Genomic DNA, 14,151 nt, shown 5'->3' on the forward strand with positions numbered 1-14,151 from the left:
GTAGCAGCGATGATCTTCGAACTTCAGCACGTCCCGATGGCGGACGGCTATGGGGAAGCGTTGCTGCCGCTGGCGGAGTGCAAGGCCTGGTTGTCGATCGGCGAGGGTGAGACCGAGTTCGACGACCTGATCGCGGTGTTGCGCGATGCGGCGATCGAGTTCGTCGAGCGGTACTGCGAGGTGAAGCTGCTCGAGACGGCGGGGCAGGTCTGGACCGGGGAAGCGTTTCCCTGCGCTGGGGCTCGGCTTTCGCTAGGGCTGCGGCCGGTCGTGTCGATCGAGGACGTGACCTGGCTGGATGGCAGCGGCGCGGAGGTGACCGGCACGATCGGCGATTTCCGTCTGCTGCCGGGCGGCGAGGTCGTTGCGGCGATCGGGGGTAGCTGGCCCTCGGATGTGGGCGGCGGGGTGAGCATCACGTTCACTGCAGGCTATCCGGACGGTGAAGCGCCGAAGTCGCTGCTGACGGCGGCCAAGCGGTTTATGGCGTATCTCTACATGCACCGTGAGGCGGTGATCGTGGGCGCGGTTGCGAGCGAAGCGCCTTTGGGCGTGACGGCGCTGTGCGCGCCGTACCGGCGGGTGCGGATATGATCCGGGCGGGCGAGCTCAACCGGAAGATCAGGATCCAGCGTCCTGTCGCCGACGACTCCTTTGACGGCGCTGGTTCGTCGAATTGGGAGGATCTGACCGAAAACGAGGCGCCGCTGTTCGCGAGCGTGCAAGATTCGCTGCCGAGCCGGGGCGAGAAGCTGGCGGACGGGCTGAACATCGCGACCCGGCCGGCGCGGGTCCGGATCCGGTGGCGGACTGATGTCGCCGCGAACATGCGGGTGCTGATCGGGGAAACCGTCGACGGCGAATGGCAGACGTACCGGACCGCGCAGATCGTGACGCCGCCGGCCGAGCTCGGCTTCCGCAAGGGGCTGGAGTTCATGATCGAGGATTACAGCACGGCGGGGAACGGCTGATGCCGACGGTCAAGGGGCGGGCGGAGGTGCGCGCTTTCATGGCCGCGATACCCGAGGCGCTGGAGACGAAGATCCTTCGCGGGGCTGCTCGAGCAGCTGCCCAGGTTGTCGCTGACGAGGCCAAGGACCGTGTCGTTTCGTCGGAAGTTCGCGGTGCGATCAAGGTTTCGACCAAGCAGGAGGTTGCGGGTCAGGTTATCGCCCGGATCCAGACGAAAGGACCGGGGGCCTATATCGCGCCGTGGCTGGAGTACGGCACGTCGCAGCACTTCATTACGGTCGACGACAGCCAACGCAATGGATTGAGCGTCGGCAGCATTAACCGGAAGGCGAAGGAAGGCGTGCTGGTCATTAATGGCACGCCGGTCGGCAAGACGGTGCTGCATCCGGGCGCCCGGCCGCATCCATTCATGCGCGTCTCGCTCGATCTGAAAGCCGGCGAGGCGATCGCTGCGGCGCAGGAGTACATCAACGCCCGACTGGCGCGCGAAGGCCTCGGCGGGGCCGAAGTGTCGGAGGGCGACGAATGAGCGGCACGAAGATCATCGGGGACCTGCTGATCGCGGATGCCGCGGTTTTGGCCGAGGTGCCGGCGGCGCGGATCAAGGCCGGGCAGCTGCCCGACGCGATCGCGTTGCCCGCTCTGCTGGTCCGGAAGATCAGCGGCGTCGAGAGGGTGCATCTGCAGCGGGTCGGGTCGGTCCGGATGACGGAGCGCGTCGAGGTCACCGTCCGCGCGGGAAGCTACCGCGAGCAGGAAGTGATCATCAAGCTGGTGCGCAATGCCTGCGCCGGGGTGACCGGCACGAAGTCAGGGTTCGACGGCGTCTACGTCGAAAATGCCGGGACGGGCCCCGACCTGATCGGTCCCGGCAATACATTCGAACAATCACAGGATTTCAAGGTCGGCTTCAACGAGCCGGTCTGAGTGCGAGGAGAATGACGATGGCAAAGACGATCAAGGCAGTTCCGGTCAAGGATTTCAAGGATGCCGGAACGAAGAAGAGCTTCAAGGCCGGAGTCGAGGCCGACTTCACCGAAGGCGAGCACGCCAATTTCATGGCGGCCGGCCTCCTGAAGAAGCCCGAGGCGGACAAGAAGCCCGCCTGACCGAATTGCCCGACCGCGCGGGTGTAAATGCCGGGTGATCCGGCTCGCCACCAAGGAGAAAACCAATGGGCGTTAATACTGCGGCGGGCTCGAAACTCGCCATTTCGGCCGCCAACCCGGCCACCGAAGACGCGGCCGGTTATGCCGCGCTGACCTATACCGAGGTCGCTTATGTCAGCAATCTCGGCGATCTCGGCTCGTCCTACGAGATGGTCGAGTTCCAGCCTCTCGACGGTCCGAAGCTCAAGCTGAAGGGTCCGCGGGATGAGGGCTCGCTCAATCCGTCGATCGCGCTGGACGATGACGATGCCGGCCAGGCGCTGCTGCGCACTGCGTCGGAAGACGGCACGAATGCCTTCTATTCGTTCAAGATCACCCGCCCCGATGGCGCAGTCCGCTATTTCCAGGGCCCTGTCTTCGGGATGCCGGAAAGCATCGGCTCGGCCAGCGATGTCATCACCGCGTCGCCGACGATCGAGGCGTGTACCGAAGTCATCCGCGTCAACGCCCCCTGACACTTTTCCCGGCGGCCGCGCGCCGGACCCTATGCACTGACCCTCTCCGACCATCGCGGTTGGCGGGGATGGGTCAGTGCACCTTACCGCGAAAGGCAAATCCATGTTCGACATCACGACGCAGTTTCCTGCGGACACCGCCGCGATCCATCTCAAGGGACTGGACGGCGAATACCTTTACGACGACAAGGGCAACCCCGTTCGCATCGTCGTCTACGGGCCGGGTTCGAAACAGTTTTCGGTGATCCAGGCGCGGCAGACCAGTCGCGCCGTGAAGCGCATGCAGGATAACGACGGGAAGCTCCCACAAGTACCGCCCGAGCAGCGCGCCAAGGAAGATGCCGAGGACCTCGCCGCCATCACCGTCGCGTTCGAGAATTTCGATTTCCCGCCCGCGAAGGGCAAGCCGGATCTCGAGAAGTTCGAGGCGTTCTACGCACACCCGAAATCGGTGCACTTCCGTGACCAGGTCACCAAGGCGGTGAAGACCGAGGGAAACTTCAAGGCCGCCTCCGCAAAGGACTGACGCTTTACGCGCGGCATCTGGGATGGCTCAACGCCGTCCCAAAGCCGCGCGAGGGGAGCAAGCGGTCCGAACACGACGGGCGGCGCAGAATAGAGCGGTTCAGGGACGACGGGATTGTCGCGGCGATGCCGCCCAACCCGGCGCCGCACGTCATCAAATGGCTGGTCGAGATCGGCCTGACCGAAGAGAACGGGATGGGCGAAAGCCCCCTGAGCTGGCGTGAAATCAACGAATGGCAGGCAGCGACCGGTGTGTCGCTGTCGGCGTTCGAAGCCACGCTGATCCGCGAACTTTCCGTCGCGTATCTCTCGCAGAAGCGAAAATCCGACAGCGAAAACAGCCCGCCACCGTGGGCTGAGAAGATCGACCGATAAAGGACACGCACGTGGAAGGTATGCCTTCACTTGAGGTCGGCTTCGCGATCGACACCGGAGGTTCGTTCGAATCCCTGCAGCAGCTGCAGGCGGTGATGGACACCACCGAAGCCAAGGTGGTGGCGGAAGCGGCGAAAATCGAAAAAGCCACGTCCGGCATGGTCAATCTTTCCGGCAGCACGGCCGAGGTGAAGGCGTTCGGCAACGCCTACACGCGCGAGATGGAAAGCCTGTCGCGCAGCAACCGCATCGCAGAGAGCGCGGCCGAGCGCATGATCAAGCAGCTCGACTGGCAGGCCATGACATTCGGCAAGACCACTCAGGAGATCCGCGAAATGCGGGTCGAGCAGCGGGCGCTGGCGGCGGAATCGCGCGGCCTGACGGATGTCGCGAACCGGTTGCGCGCGGCCAATGCCGAGATCCAGCGGCTTGAAGGCACGACCAACACCATCAACACGACATCGGGCAAGACGGCCTTCGGGATGCGCAATCTGGGCTTCCAGGTGCAGGACCTTGGAGTCCAGTTCGCCATGGCGGCGCAGTCGGGCGATCCGCTTCGCGGCGTGATGATGGCGCTTGTCCAGCAGGGGCCGCAGATCAAGGACGCCATGGAGCAGGCCGAGCTCAGTGTCGGCGGACTGGTCCAGCGCCTTGGCGCGGGTGCTGCGCGCTTTGGTGTGTTTGCGGTCGGCGCTGCCGCCGGCGCATACCAGATGAAGCAGTTCACGGACTCGCTCAACGAGAGCGCTGGCACCGATGCTTTCATCCGCTCACTTGGCCTGACGGCGGACGAGATCAAGGAGCTGGAGAATACCACGGTCACCTTTGGCGACGTCGCCCTGGGCACGTGGGATGTCGTTTCCGGAGGCATCTGGGACGTGATCGGCCCGGCTGTCACAGCCGCGCGTGGCTGGTTCGACGAGTGGTTCACCCACATGAACGCCGAGGGCGCGAAGCTGATCAACAATGTCGTCGGTTTCTTCGTCGGCGGGTTCAACGCGATCGGTGCGACCTGGTCGCGCCTGCCCGGCGCGATCGGCGACATCGCGACGAATGCGGCGAACGCGACCATCGCGGCCATCAACAAGATGGTGCAGATGGCGGTGAACGGCATCAACGCGCTGATCAATGCGGCGAACAGGCTGCCCGGCGTCGACATCGCGACGTTGACCGCTCCGCAGATCGGGATGATCGAAAACACGTATGCCGGGGCGGGAAAGGGCGCTGCGGACGCCTTCACGACCGCGTTCGACGCAGCGCAGAAGAACTATTGGGGCGCGTTCACCAGTGCGGTCGGCAATGCCGCGGAAAAGCGGTTTCAGGACCGAATCCGCGCACAAGCGGGCGAACTCATCGGGGAGCGCCCGGATTCGCCGGGTAGCGCTGGACGCAAGTCCCGGGAAGTCGACGAACTCGCCAGGGCCTATGACCGCGCCCTGAAGGCGGCACAGGGCTTCAACGCCTCGCTCGAGAAGGAAATCGCGCAGTTCGGCAAGACCGCGATCGAGATCAAGCGCATGGAGGCCGAAACTGCGGCGCTCGCCGCGGAAAAGGCGATCGTCGCCGGGTTGTCCAAGGAACAGGCCGAGGCGCTTCAGAAAGAGGCCGCCGCGATCCGGACGAACGTCACCGAGTGGGAGAGACTGACCCGCGCGCAGGCGGAGGCTGACTGGCGCCAGAACGTCATCGTGCCGCTGGAACAGGAGCTGGCCCTGCTGGGCAAGGTCGGTCCGGAACGCGAACTCGCGGCGCTCGCCTTCGAAGAGCAGGCCTTGAAGGCGCAGTGGGCCAAGGACGGTATCAGCGACGTGAACAAAGCGTGGGAGGAATACTTGCGCCTGCGGACGAAGATCATCAACGAAAAGAGCGCGATGGAAGCGGAGGCCGAAAAGGCCAAGCTGCTTAACGATGAGCTGCGCGACATGATCGGCCTGCTCGGCAACCTCGGCGGCGTCGGGAACGCCATCGGCGGACTGCTCGGCGTATTCTCCGGCAACACGTCGGCGGTCGGCGGGCCGCTCGGCGATATCCTCAACGCGACGATCGGCACGCGCCAGGACGAGAAGACCGGCAAGGTCATCGCCCGGACGATCGGCGACGAATTGTCCGACGTTTTCGGCGCTGGCGGGCCGTTCGCGAAAACCATGTCCAGCCTTCTGCAGGGCGCTGGCGCCGGCATGATGGCCAGCGAGCTGGTGCTGGGCAAGAATTCGACGACGGAGAAGATCGGCGCGGCTCTGGGCGGTGCGGCGGGCAAGGCACTGGGCACGGCGATCGGCGGGCCGCTGGGCGGGGCGATCGGCAGCGTCTTGGGTGGTATCGCGGGCGGCTTCGTCGGCGGGCTGTTCAAGAAGACGAAGTCCGGCGGGGCGACGATCACCGGTGTCGACCAGTTCAGCGTGTTCGGCAACAGCAGCTCTCGCATGGATGCCGCGGGCGATCTGGCGGGTTCGGTCCTCTCCGGCCTGGATAGCATCGCCAAGGCGCTGGGCGGCACGCTGGGCGGCTTCAACACAACCATCGGCATTCGCGGCAAGGACTACCGCGTCAACGGCAGCGGCACGTCGCTGAAGACCAGCAAGGGCGCGATCGACTTCGGCGACGATGCGCAGGCTGCGATTGCCTTCGCGATAGAGGATGCGATCAAGGACGGGGCCCTGATGGGCCTCCGCGCGGGGACGCAGGCGCTTTTGCAGAAGGAGGGCGAGTTCGAGGCCCAGCTGCAGAAGGCGCTCGCGTTCGAGGGTGTGTTCCGCGAGCTGAAGGCGATGACCAGCCCGCTGGTCGTCGGCCTGGAGGACATTGCCGACCGCTTCGCCCAGCTGAAGGAGATCTTCACCGAGGCCGGGGCGAGCGCCGAAGAGTTCGGGCAGCTGCAGGAGCTGATGACCCGCCAGCAGCAGGCGCTCATCGACCAGATCAGCGCGAACTATCGTTCCACGTTCTACACCGACGCGGAAAACCTGAAGTTCGCCAAGCAGACGATCAAGGACACGCTGACCCCGCTCGGCAAGGGCTCGGTCGATACCGTCGCCGAATACAAGAAACTGGTCGAAGCCACCGACGCGCTCGCAAATCCAGAGCTTTACGGCGCGCTGATGGAGCTGGCCGACGAGTTCGGCGTGATCAAGGACGCCGCCGATGCCGCCGCGGCCAACAAGGAGGCGCTGAAGGCGCTGGCCGAGGCGATCAAGGCGCAGCGCACGCAGCTGCAGGTCGACCTGCTCAATGCGCAGGGCCGGGCGCTGGAAGCCACCGCGAAACAGCGCGAGGCCGAGCTGGCGGCGATGGACGCCTCGCTGCGTCCGCTGCAGCAGCAGGTCTGGGCGCATCAGGACCTGGCCGATGCGTGGGAGCGCGAAAGCGCCGAGCTCAATGCGACGATCAAGACATTTGGCGATCTGGGCGACACCCTGCGCGAGTTCCGCGACGGGCTTTACCAGACCGACGACGCGACCAGCTCCTACACTCGCCGCCTCGCCGAATTGCAGCGGGTCGGCGGGCTCGCCTCGCTGGGCGACAGGGATGCCATGGGCCTCCTCCCCGGTGTCGGGCAGGACTTCCTGGAAGTCGCCAAGCGGCAGGCCAGTTCGCTGCAGGATTACCAGCGCGACGTCGCCCGCGTGGCTCGCTACGCCGACAGCGCGATCGGCGCGGCGGACGGCATGGTCAGCGAGGCGCAGGCGCAGCTGGACGTGCTGGAAGAGCAGGTCAGCCAGTTCATCCAGTTGAACGACACGGCGCTGTCGATCGAGGATGCGCTGGAGCGGATGGTCATCTCGCAGACCTCGCCGGCGCAGACGAACGCCGACCTGGCGCCGCGCCTCGATCGTAACAACGAGCTGCTCGAGCGTCTGCACACCGCGATCGAGGCGGGTGCGCTGGCCAGCATCGACACCGCGACGCTCATCCGCCGGGTCAGCCGTAACGGCGTTGCGCTGGCGACGACTGCGTCATGAAGATCATCCTGCCGCTGGAGATCACCGGTGCGAACCTGATCGACACCAACGTCACCGAGACGCTGCCGGTGTGGGATGAAGCCACGGCCTATGTCACCGCCGACCAGGTGCGCGTGATCCAGGCGGACGGCACCGGCATCGCCTACGAGGCGCTGGCGGGCAACACCGGCAAGGATCCCGCCGAAAATCCTGCCGAATGGCTCGATCTTGGCCCGACGAACCTGTGGGCGATGTTCGACAAGAAGGTCGGCACGCGGACTGTGCTGGAAGGGTCGGTCGACGTTAGCATCGACGTGACCGGCCGGGCGGACAGCCTGGCGCTGCTGAACCTGACGGGGACGGATGTCGACGTCGTCGTCGCGGATGCAGACGGGAACACGATCTACGACGAGAACTATCCGCTCGTTTCGGTCGACGGCATCGACAACTGGTACGATTATTTCTTCGCGGAGATCGAGACCACCGACAAGCTGATCCTGACGGATCTGCCGAACAACTACAACACGACCGTCCGGATCACCGTGAACTATGCCGATGCCACGGCCGGCGTGGGCTGGTTCGCGATCGGGCGCCTTGTGGATTTCGGCGTGACCGAGAAGGGCATGGGCATCGGGATCACCGACTACAGCCTCAAGGAAGCCGACGATTTCGGAAACCTGTTCGTGTCGGAGCGTCCCTATTCCGGCACGGTCGTCGCCCGCGCGCTGGTGGAAAAGAGACGCGTCGATCCGGTCTACAGGACGCTGGCCGGCATTCGCGCCACGCCCGTCGTGTGGATCCCGGCCGACGCCTACACCAGTTCGATCGTCGTCGGCTTTTTCCGCGAGTTCAAGATCGCGATCGAATACCCGACTTACTCCCTCTGCAACATCGAGATTGAAGGGCTGACCTGATGGCCGCACCGGAAATTACCACCCCGCCCGATGCGCCGGTGCGGGGCGAAGCTGCTGTCGATTTCGCGTCGAAGGCGGACGCCTTTGTCGCCTGGCTGGTGCTCTTCGTGACGCAGCTGCGCGCGGCGATCCTCTACATCGCGCAGCTGATGGCCGGGGCGCTTTCGTCCACCAGCTCCACGTCGGTGGCGATCGGGACGGGCACGCTGGTGTTCGAGCTCGACACCGAGGCTTCGTTCGTCGCCGGGCAGTCGGTCATCATCTCGGCCGATGCCGACAATTACATGCTGGGGACGGTCACCGATTATACCCACCCGGATCTGACGGTCGACGTGCTGTCGGTGACGGGCGCGGGCACTTTCGCGGACTGGGCCATCGGCCTGAACGTGTCGGCCGAAGACATCACGGCGGGCGGCATCGAGGCAGGCGCGCTGGCGATGCGCGACACCATCAACGGCGCTGACTGGTCGGGCACCGATCTTTCCGTTGCCAACGGCGGCACGGGGGCGAGTGATGCGGCGACAGCTCGAACCAACCTTGCGGCGCTGGGCGCGGCGACGGCGGCGCAGGTGCGGGCGGGTATCGCCACCGATGTCGGCCTGACCCCGGCCAACCTCTACGCCGCCGGCGACGAGGTGGCGGTGGCCTATGCGGCCTCGATCGAGCTGGACTTCGCCGCGGGGCGCAACTTTGCGATCGGGCCCCTGACCGGCAACGTGTTCCTGGAGAACCCGGTCAACGCGATCGACGGGATGTGGGGCGATATCGCCGTGCCGCAGGACGGCACCGGCGGGCGCACGATCGATTACGATACGAACTGGCGCTTTCCTAGCGGCAAGGCGGTGGGCGGGGTGCTTTCGACCGCCCCCAATGCCGAGGACATCATCAGCTATCGCGTGCGCAACGGCCTTTTCTACGGCACCGTGCGCAAGGGCTTCGCAGCCTGATGTTCGCGCCGCCCTTCTTCGGCGATCCGGACGCGGAGGTCGCGATCGACCTGGCCGTCTCGGTTTCGCCCGCATCCCGATCGACCGTGGGGTCGACCGCCACCTTGACCAGCGAGGCGGTGACCGCCGTGGCGGTCGGCGGCACGGGCCCCTATAGCTACGCCTGGACGAAGTTGTCGGGCGGGGCGATCACGATCAACAGCCCGGCTGCGGCGACGACCACCTTCACGGCGGCGAGCATGGGCATCGGAGAGAGCCGCACGGCCTATTTCCTGTGCACGGTGACCGATGCGGCGACGGACACGGTGACGACGGTCACCGTAACAGTGACCTTCCTGCGCGCCGCGGCGCTCTCGGTTTCGGTCGCCAACAGGTCACGAAGCGGCACGGCGGGGACGCTCAGCACCACTTATCCGGCCAGCAGCGTTGACGTTTCCGGCGGTGTGCCGCCCTATTCCTACGCATGGGTAAAGGTGTCGGGCGATGCGATCACCATCACGGACGAGACGACGACCACGCCGACCTTTTCCGCGACCGGCCTGGCCTACGGCGAAAGCCGCGAAGCCAGGTATGAACTGACGGTCACCGATTCCGTCGGCACGATCGGCAGCGACGAGGCGGACATTGCGCTGTCCCGTGACACGGCGACGACGTTCAGCCCCGTGCCGGGATCGGTCAGCGGGCAGAGCGTCACGCTGAGCGCCAGCAACCTGGTCCGGTGGGTTTATACCAAGTCGGGCAGTTCGGGCGCGTCGGCGAGCCTCACCTCCGGCTTTCAGGGCACGTCGATCACCTTCGCACAAAATACGCCCGGAACGGCGACATTCACTGTCACCGCGCGGAGCTCCGACAACACCACCGTGCTGGGCACGTGGACGATCACGGTGACCAAATCATGATGAGGGTGCTGCACCAGGGCGGGCGGATCATCTACCGCCGCGTCGACGGCATCCGGCGCCCTCTGCTGGTGGAGTCCACGCCGACTTTCGACAGCACGGCCGTCAAATTCGATAGCACCCTTTGGAAGTGGGATATGACCTGATGGCGCAGCAGACAATCAATCTGGGCGCGGGCCCGAACGACAACACTGGGGACGATCTGCGCACGGGTGGCGACAAGATCAACGACAACTTCACTGAATTGTATGCTGAAGTCGCGACGATCCCTGATGCCTACACCGACGAACAGGTGCGCGATGTCATCGGCACTGCACTGATTGAGGGCTCGGGTATCGAGATCACCGTCAATGACGGCGGTGATACGATCACCATTTCGGCCACTGGCGGCGGCGGGTCGCTGGAATGGGTGCCCAATTTTACCGCCGATGGCGAAGTGCGGATTTACGCAAGCGAAGCCATGACGATTACACAACAGGGGACCAGCGGGACAGGCTCAGTCGCCTATGAGAAAAGCACGGCCGCCGCGCCCGCTACGTTTTCCGGTACGTCCAGCCCTGCGACTCTGGAAGCTGGCGCATGGCTGAAGGTGACCGCCTCGGCCGTCGCCACACTGTTCGCCGTCGCGCTCAAGAGGACCGCATGATCGTCCAATCGTGCCCTTTTCCTTCCGGGGGCGACCTGAGCGAGTTCCCTTTGGTCGCCCGCGCGACGACGATTGAAGGTGGGACCATCCCCCTCTTGGGTCTCGACCTAACCGATTACCAATCGATCTTCGTGGCTATCGACGGGGTGAGGGTCAGCGTTGTAAACACTCAGATCGGGCTTCGGGTGTCGGTCGACGGCGCGCTGCGGGCGAGCGGCTACCGTTACCTGAAAAACGCCGTTGATAGTAGCTCAACTACGGTTGGTAGTTATTATAGCCAAGGCGGCGACCGCGCCCTTCTTTCGACCAACGTGACAAACGCGGGCAGTCATTCCGCGAGTTGGGGCGTGCTCATTTCCGACAACGATCCATCTTTGTTCAAGAACATGATCTTTGAAGAAGCCCGTATGATTTCCAACGCACCGGGCACTGCCACATATAGGGGTATTGGATGCGCTACGCTCGAAGTGGCTGGAACCATCGACGGGTTCCATCTTATTCCTGACAGCACCGGGGTGATCACCGAGGGAAGCCTTGCCGTTTACGGCGTCAAAAAGTCCGCTCGGACGGCAGGTGCTGTTGCGCTGGCGTCGATGTGGGTGGGGGCTTTGTCATGAGCGGGGCAACCATTTCCATCCGCACTACCCGCAATACCAATGTGCGGCTTGCCTATTCGACCGATAGCGGACTCGCGTCGCCGTCGTATTCTGCATCGCAAGTTACGATTGATCGGACAGCCAAGTTCATCTTGACGGGTCTCGACCCCAACACCCGCTATTACTACGGCGCTGAAATTGACGGTATTCTGCAAGCGACAATCGGGACGTTCAAGACGCTGGGCGCGACCACCCTCAAGGTCTGCGTTTCGGGTGATGCGAGCAGCGGAAGCAACGCTGCGGTCTATGATACGATCCGAACCGAAGCGCCCGACCTGTTCCTGCACTTGGGGGATATTCACTACGACGACAATTTCCTGAATTCGGAAGCGGTCGTCAACGGCTCGCTGGATCGGGTGTTTGCCCAAGCCAAGCCTGCCCAACTGTTTCGCGATATTCCCTCCTTGTGGATTTACGACGACCACGATTTTGGGCCGAACGACAGCCACGCTGGTTCGGGGATGACGGCTTCGTCTTCGATGTATCGCAAGCGGGCTCCCTCCTATCCGCTGCAATCGTCCACTTCGACTGACCCGGTTTATCACTCGTTCGAGATCAATGTTGACGGCATCGGGGTCGTGTTCATCGTGACCGACCAGCGTGCGGCAGCCTCGGACAAGACCGCAACCGACAATTCCAGCAAGACCATGCTCGGCACCACGCAGAAGACATGGTTCAAGGGTCTGTTTTCGAACCCGGCCAACGATGGAAAACTGTTCGTGTGGCTTTGCTCGCGGGCCTGGGGTGGTGTGGCGACTGCCGGTGCCGATCATTGGGGCGGCTTCACGACCGAACGCACCGAACTTGGCGCGCATATCCATGCCGAAGCACCTGGCCGGTGCCTTGTGCTTTCCGCCGACATGCACTCGCTCGCCTTTGATAACGGCACAAACCACACGTTCGGCAGCGAACCATTCGTCACCCTGCAATGCTCGCCGCTCGATAGGACCGGCGACACAACCTATGGCGGAGCGACCTATTCGCAGGGCCAATACACCAACAACGGCCAGTTTGCGGTCCTGACCTTCGCCAAGACGGGCGCGTCCCAGATCACGGTAGCGGCGGTCGGCAAGAACGCTGCCGGGTCAACGCTCGTCACCTATTCCCCCGTATTCAATCTGTGAGGCCCTGACATGGCTTGGTCTATCATTTCGCATCAATCGGCCCCGGCTTCGAACCAGTTTGACTTTAGCAGCCTCACTCTCAGCGGATACCAGCGCCTTGTTCTGATGCTGGACGGGCTTGTCGTCGGGACTGACGGGGCGTTTATCCAATTGCGCCTCAAAATCGCCGGTTCGGAGATCTCGACCAGCTACCGCTGGCACCATCGGGTGCATTCCTCGTCGAGTACGATTGAATCAACCAATACGCAGACCGGCACCTTCGTTCCGCTGATCTACGGGAGTGCATCAGATTGGGGCATCGGGAATGCGGCGGGGAAAAGCGGCAGCGCAATGGTGCAGATCAGCAACCCTACTGCCGCACTCTACAAGACGATGACCGTTGACAGTGTGGTCAATGCTAAGACGGGCAGCATCGTGCGGGCCATCGGTGGAGGTTCGCTCGACAATACTGGCTCGATGAATGGGCTGCGGGTCTATCCGTCAACTGGCACCCTGACGGCCGGCAAGGCGACTCTTTACGGTCTTAATACCGCCTGATCTACGTTGCTCGATCAAGATGACTAGGAGTGCCGACACGGTCAGCGACAAGGTTGCCGCCCCCGGCATTTCGAGGCCGATTGATCGCGCGAAGTCGATGACTGGCCGATGGGTTGCATAAAGCGGATAGGACAAGAGACCGAGGGCCGCGCAAAGCGAGGCGTGTTTGCTGTCCATCCGGGCAGCGCCAATGATCATCACGGGCGTTAGGATAAAGCAGAACGCCGGGTTGAAAAACCAAATCGGCAGCATCGGGCCAACGATCATCGCCAGCACGAATGTCGTCAGCGCTACCCAGGGGGTGACCTGGAATTCCTGCCAGCCAAAACGGAATATGGCCATGCCGATAAGATACCCGGACAGGGCGCGGACAGCCATCGGCAGGAAGTAGGCGACGTCAGTGCCGCCGGTCTCATGACCGATCACGGCGGTGGCGGCCAGGTAGGAAAAAGCAGCGATAATCGTAAGGCACAGGAGCGCGCGATTGCCAATCCGGGCGAGCGCGACAGCGTGAAGAATGTTGGCGGCGAGCTCATAGAACAGCGACCAGCCTGGGCCATTGATGGGGAACGGCCGTTCGTCAAAGAGTGGTGCTGGCAAGAACGCCATGGCCAAGGCGAAGGCGATAATGACGAGAGCCGGATCAAATCCGCCTGCCAACATATTCGCCGCGCCGATCGCGCAGCCGATGGCGAAAACGGGCCAGAGCCGACGGTAGCGCAAAACCATGAATCGCACGGGCGATAGATCGCCAGAGGCCAGTCGCGGCTCGAACGTTCTTGCCATGACAAAACCGGAGATTGCGAAGAACAGGTCTACCGCCATGCCACCGCGGGTCCAGTTGCCCGGTATCGTCCCGAACCAAGCGTCGAGATGAAAAATGAACACCGCCAGTGCAGCGAGGCCTCGAAGCGCGTCGAGACCGTAAAGACGTTTCCCCATCGACCCACGGTCTGCCGGGTAGCTCTGAAGATCAAGTAAAAGTCACTGTTACTAT

The 14,151-nt window shown here is 63.6% G+C and carries 18 protein-coding genes; 17 read left to right on the forward strand and 1 reads right to left on the reverse strand.

Annotated features, from left to right (window positions below):
• Nucleotides 1–9: 9 nt before the first annotated feature.
• From J2X37_RS03355 to J2X37_RS03435, 17 genes are all read left to right on the forward strand, one after another.
• On the forward strand, nt 10–594 hold the full coding sequence (locus tag J2X37_RS03355; RefSeq protein WP_310017720.1) for a hypothetical protein: 585 nt from the start codon (nt 10–12) through the stop codon (nt 592–594).
• Entirely contained in the window at nt 591–971 is a 381-nt protein-coding gene (locus J2X37_RS03360) for a head-tail adaptor protein (RefSeq protein ID WP_310017722.1), read from the forward strand. Before J2X37_RS03355 ends, J2X37_RS03360 begins: the two co-directional genes overlap by 4 nt.
• The gene (locus J2X37_RS03365) at nt 971–1,501 is read left to right on the forward strand and encodes an HK97 gp10 family phage protein (protein ID WP_310017725.1); all 531 of its coding nucleotides are present in this window, start codon (nt 971–973) and stop codon (nt 1,499–1,501) included. The genes J2X37_RS03360 and J2X37_RS03365 overlap by 1 nt, the downstream gene beginning before the upstream one ends.
• Nucleotides 1,498–1,899, forward strand: coding sequence for a hypothetical protein (locus J2X37_RS03370; RefSeq protein ID WP_310017728.1), 402 nt, complete (start codon nt 1,498–1,500; stop codon nt 1,897–1,899). Before J2X37_RS03365 ends, J2X37_RS03370 begins: the two co-directional genes overlap by 4 nt.
• Nucleotides 1,900–1,916: 17 nt before the next feature.
• Entirely contained in the window at nt 1,917–2,081 is a 165-nt protein-coding gene (locus tag J2X37_RS03375; protein ID WP_310017732.1) for a hypothetical protein, read from the forward strand.
• A 65-nt stretch (nt 2,082–2,146) separates the two neighbouring features.
• Nucleotides 2,147–2,596 (forward strand): hypothetical protein, encoded by a 450-nt coding sequence (locus J2X37_RS03380; RefSeq protein ID WP_310017735.1) that lies wholly within the window; start codon nt 2,147–2,149, stop codon nt 2,594–2,596.
• A 103-nt stretch (nt 2,597–2,699) separates the two neighbouring features.
• Complete coding sequence (locus J2X37_RS03385) at nt 2,700–3,122, forward strand: hypothetical protein (protein ID WP_310017737.1); 423 nt, start codon at nt 2,700–2,702, stop codon at nt 3,120–3,122.
• A gap of 125 nt (nt 3,123–3,247) precedes the next feature.
• On the forward strand, nt 3,248–3,496 hold the full coding sequence (locus J2X37_RS03390) for a hypothetical protein (RefSeq protein WP_310017739.1): 249 nt from the start codon (nt 3,248–3,250) through the stop codon (nt 3,494–3,496).
• A gap of 20 nt (nt 3,497–3,516) precedes the next feature.
• Nucleotides 3,517–7,455: a hypothetical protein gene (locus tag J2X37_RS03395; protein WP_310017741.1), complete on the forward strand. Its 3,939-nt coding sequence runs from the start codon at nt 3,517–3,519 to the stop codon at nt 7,453–7,455.
• Complete coding sequence (locus J2X37_RS03400) at nt 7,452–8,348, forward strand: hypothetical protein (protein ID WP_310017743.1); 897 nt, start codon at nt 7,452–7,454, stop codon at nt 8,346–8,348. Before J2X37_RS03395 ends, J2X37_RS03400 begins: the two co-directional genes overlap by 4 nt.
• On the forward strand, nt 8,348–9,295 hold the full coding sequence (locus tag J2X37_RS03405) for a hypothetical protein (RefSeq protein ID WP_310017746.1): 948 nt from the start codon (nt 8,348–8,350) through the stop codon (nt 9,293–9,295). The genes J2X37_RS03400 and J2X37_RS03405 overlap by 1 nt, the downstream gene beginning before the upstream one ends.
• Complete coding sequence (locus J2X37_RS03410) at nt 9,295–10,194, forward strand: hypothetical protein (RefSeq protein ID WP_310017748.1); 900 nt, start codon at nt 9,295–9,297, stop codon at nt 10,192–10,194. The genes J2X37_RS03405 and J2X37_RS03410 overlap by 1 nt, the downstream gene beginning before the upstream one ends.
• Entirely contained in the window at nt 10,191–10,337 is a 147-nt protein-coding gene (locus J2X37_RS03415; RefSeq protein ID WP_310017750.1) for a hypothetical protein, read from the forward strand. Before J2X37_RS03410 ends, J2X37_RS03415 begins: the two co-directional genes overlap by 4 nt.
• The gene (locus J2X37_RS03420) at nt 10,337–10,837 is read left to right on the forward strand and encodes a hypothetical protein (protein ID WP_310017752.1); all 501 of its coding nucleotides are present in this window, start codon (nt 10,337–10,339) and stop codon (nt 10,835–10,837) included. The genes J2X37_RS03415 and J2X37_RS03420 overlap by 1 nt, the downstream gene beginning before the upstream one ends.
• Complete coding sequence (locus J2X37_RS03425; RefSeq protein ID WP_310017756.1) at nt 10,834–11,454, forward strand: hypothetical protein; 621 nt, start codon at nt 10,834–10,836, stop codon at nt 11,452–11,454. Before J2X37_RS03420 ends, J2X37_RS03425 begins: the two co-directional genes overlap by 4 nt.
• The gene (locus J2X37_RS03430) at nt 11,451–12,617 is read left to right on the forward strand and encodes an alkaline phosphatase D family protein (RefSeq protein WP_310017758.1); all 1,167 of its coding nucleotides are present in this window, start codon (nt 11,451–11,453) and stop codon (nt 12,615–12,617) included. The genes J2X37_RS03425 and J2X37_RS03430 overlap by 4 nt, the downstream gene beginning before the upstream one ends.
• 9 nt (nt 12,618–12,626) lie before the next feature.
• Nucleotides 12,627–13,154, forward strand: a complete 528-nt coding sequence (locus J2X37_RS03435) for a hypothetical protein (protein ID WP_310017759.1) — start codon at nt 12,627–12,629, stop codon at nt 13,152–13,154.
• Here the strand turns inward: J2X37_RS03435 and J2X37_RS03440 are convergent.
• Nucleotides 13,098–14,096 carry an acyltransferase gene (locus tag J2X37_RS03440; protein ID WP_310017761.1) on the reverse strand — a complete coding sequence of 333 codons (999 nt, stop codon included), beginning with the start codon at nt 14,094–14,096 and terminating at the stop codon, nt 13,098–13,100. The two genes, J2X37_RS03435 and J2X37_RS03440, sit on opposite strands and share 57 nt — an antisense overlap.
• Nucleotides 14,097–14,151: the final 55 nt, after the last annotated feature.

Origin of the sequence: Croceicoccus sp. BE223 (genome assembly GCF_031457155.1) — a bacterium.
Lineage (GTDB): Bacteria > Pseudomonadota > Alphaproteobacteria > Sphingomonadales > Sphingomonadaceae > Croceicoccus.

Coding starts and splice junctions, on each gene's coding strand:
- J2X37_RS03355 (WP_310017720.1), top strand. CDS start 10: ATGATCTTCGAACTTCAGCACGTCCCGATGGCGGACGGCTATGGGGAA.
- J2X37_RS03370 (WP_310017728.1), top strand. CDS start 1,498: ATGAGCGGCACGAAGATCATCGGGGACCTGCTGATCGCGGATGCCGCG.
- J2X37_RS03405 (WP_310017746.1), top strand. CDS start 8,348: ATGGCCGCACCGGAAATTACCACCCCGCCCGATGCGCCGGTGCGGGGC.
- J2X37_RS03430 (WP_310017758.1), top strand. CDS start 11,451: ATGAGCGGGGCAACCATTTCCATCCGCACTACCCGCAATACCAATGTG.
- J2X37_RS03440 (WP_310017761.1), bottom strand. CDS start 14,096: ATGGGGAAACGTCTTTACGGTCTCGACGCGCTTCGAGGCCTCGCTGCA.
- J2X37_RS03420 (WP_310017752.1), top strand. CDS start 10,337: ATGGCGCAGCAGACAATCAATCTGGGCGCGGGCCCGAACGACAACACT.
- J2X37_RS03425 (WP_310017756.1), top strand. CDS start 10,834: ATGATCGTCCAATCGTGCCCTTTTCCTTCCGGGGGCGACCTGAGCGAG.
- J2X37_RS03400 (WP_310017743.1), top strand. CDS start 7,452: ATGAAGATCATCCTGCCGCTGGAGATCACCGGTGCGAACCTGATCGAC.
- J2X37_RS03365 (WP_310017725.1), top strand. CDS start 971: ATGCCGACGGTCAAGGGGCGGGCGGAGGTGCGCGCTTTCATGGCCGCG.
- J2X37_RS03395 (WP_310017741.1), top strand. CDS start 3,517: ATGCCTTCACTTGAGGTCGGCTTCGCGATCGACACCGGAGGTTCGTTC.
- J2X37_RS03415 (WP_310017750.1), top strand. CDS start 10,191: ATGATGAGGGTGCTGCACCAGGGCGGGCGGATCATCTACCGCCGCGTC.
- J2X37_RS03375 (WP_310017732.1), top strand. CDS start 1,917: ATGGCAAAGACGATCAAGGCAGTTCCGGTCAAGGATTTCAAGGATGCC.
- J2X37_RS03385 (WP_310017737.1), top strand. CDS start 2,700: ATGTTCGACATCACGACGCAGTTTCCTGCGGACACCGCCGCGATCCAT.
- J2X37_RS03410 (WP_310017748.1), top strand. CDS start 9,295: ATGTTCGCGCCGCCCTTCTTCGGCGATCCGGACGCGGAGGTCGCGATC.
- J2X37_RS03390 (WP_310017739.1), top strand. CDS start 3,248: ATGCCGCCCAACCCGGCGCCGCACGTCATCAAATGGCTGGTCGAGATC.
- J2X37_RS03380 (WP_310017735.1), top strand. CDS start 2,147: ATGGGCGTTAATACTGCGGCGGGCTCGAAACTCGCCATTTCGGCCGCC.
- J2X37_RS03360 (WP_310017722.1), top strand. CDS start 591: ATGATCCGGGCGGGCGAGCTCAACCGGAAGATCAGGATCCAGCGTCCT.
- J2X37_RS03435 (WP_310017759.1), top strand. CDS start 12,627: ATGGCTTGGTCTATCATTTCGCATCAATCGGCCCCGGCTTCGAACCAG.